At 61.8% G+C, this 1,603-nt stretch carries 1 pseudogene; it reads right to left on the bottom strand.

Going from position 1 to position 1,603, the window contains the following annotated elements:
- Positions 1-110: 110 nt before the first annotated feature.
- A pseudogene (locus WCA53_RS03745) lies at positions 111-1,603 on the bottom strand (ABC transporter substrate-binding protein); the annotation flags it as partial.

Raw genomic sequence — 1,603 nt, 5'->3', positions numbered from 1 at the left:
GCGTCGCGCCGCGGGCTGCGTTTGATAATCGCAGGAGGCGTGACCGTGTTCATTGTCGGGGCGTCCTCTTGGTGAGCCTGAACCAGCGCTCTTGCGTGAGCTCAGGCAGGTTACGCACCGATCGTCGCGCGCTGGAAATACAGTTGCGAAATCGCGTTGAAGCCTACGCCCTTCACGTTGGCGCGCGTGACGATCAATTGGTCGTAGAAATACGGAATCACGACCGGCGTTTCATCGAGTAGCAAGTTCTGTATCTGCCCGGAAAGCTTTTTCTGCGATGCCACGTCGAGCGCCGCTACAAAGTCCGCCACCAGCTTGTCGTATTGCGGGTTCTTGAAGTGCGCCGAGTTCCAGGTGCCGTCGCTTGTCAGCGGCGCGTTGAGGAACACGTTCGGCACGCCGCGATGCCCGTAGTCCGTGATGCCCAGCGGTGAATCGAGCCAGTCCGATTTGCCGTACGTGCCCGCGCCGTAATACAGTTCCTGGCTCTCCACTTTCAGCGTGATCCGGATGCCGACAGCCTTCGCCGCGTTCTGGATGACGACCGCGAGATCGGGGATCTCCATGTATTTTTCAGTGGTGAGCGTCACGTCGAAACCGTTCGGCACGCCCGCCGCCGCGAGCAGTTGCTTCGCCTTCGCGATATCGAGCACGCGCTGGGGCACTGACAAATCGCTTGACGGAAAGACCGGCGAGAACGGGCTGTCGTTGCCGAGCGACGCATGACCGCGAAACAGGCCTTTCACGATCACTTCCCGATTCACGGCCAGCGCGAGCGCCTGACGCACGCGCTTGTCCTTGAACGGGCCGGTATCGTTGCGCATGTGCATCTGCCGATGCGCGCTCGACTTCACGCCCAGCACCTTGAATTCGGGATTCGACATCACGCTGAGCCCGCCCTGCACGGAGAAGTCGCCCATTACGTCGGCCTGACGGCCTTGCATGGCCAGCAGTTGGGCCTGCTGGTCCGCATAGAACGTGAACGCCACGCGCTCGGGCAATGCTTTTTCGCCCCAGTAATCCGGGTTGCGCACGAACACAGCGCCGACCTTCGGTGTGTAGCTTTCGAACTTGAACGGGCCGGTGCCGATGAACGATTTCTCGTACGTCCCAGAAAAACCTGCGGGCAGGATCACGGCGTTGTACGTGTCCGACGATACGTAATACGGGAAATTGCCGTTCGGCGCGTCCAGATGGAACTCGACCGTCATGTCGTCGATAACCTTCACCGAGCCCTTCGACAACACGCCCTTGAGCACCGAGAGCGCCGCCGAACCGCTGGCCGGATCGGCGAGCCGGTTGAAGGTTGCCGCGACGTCCTTGGCGGTCATCGACTGACCGTCGTGGAACTTGACGTTCGGGCGCAGATTGAAGGTCCACGCATCGCCCTTGTCGTTCGGCTTCCACGACAGTGCGGGGAAGGGCGGAGCTTGAGCTCCTGGCCGTCATCGTCAATGAGAAATTCGCCCGTCTGATTGATCAAGGCGAGGCCGGCGGGGTCGGTGACGGTGAGCGGATCGACCTGGCCCGATGGCGTCAGATGCGCCACTCGAATCGTGCCGCCGGGCTTGCCCGCAGGCGCTTGCGCGCGAGCGTGCGGCAT

The sequence above is a fragment of the Caballeronia sp. genome (assembly GCF_049581465.1).
Taxonomy (GTDB): Bacteria; Pseudomonadota; Gammaproteobacteria; order Burkholderiales; family Burkholderiaceae; genus Caballeronia.
This window is presented reverse-complemented; position numbering and strand designations above follow the sequence as displayed.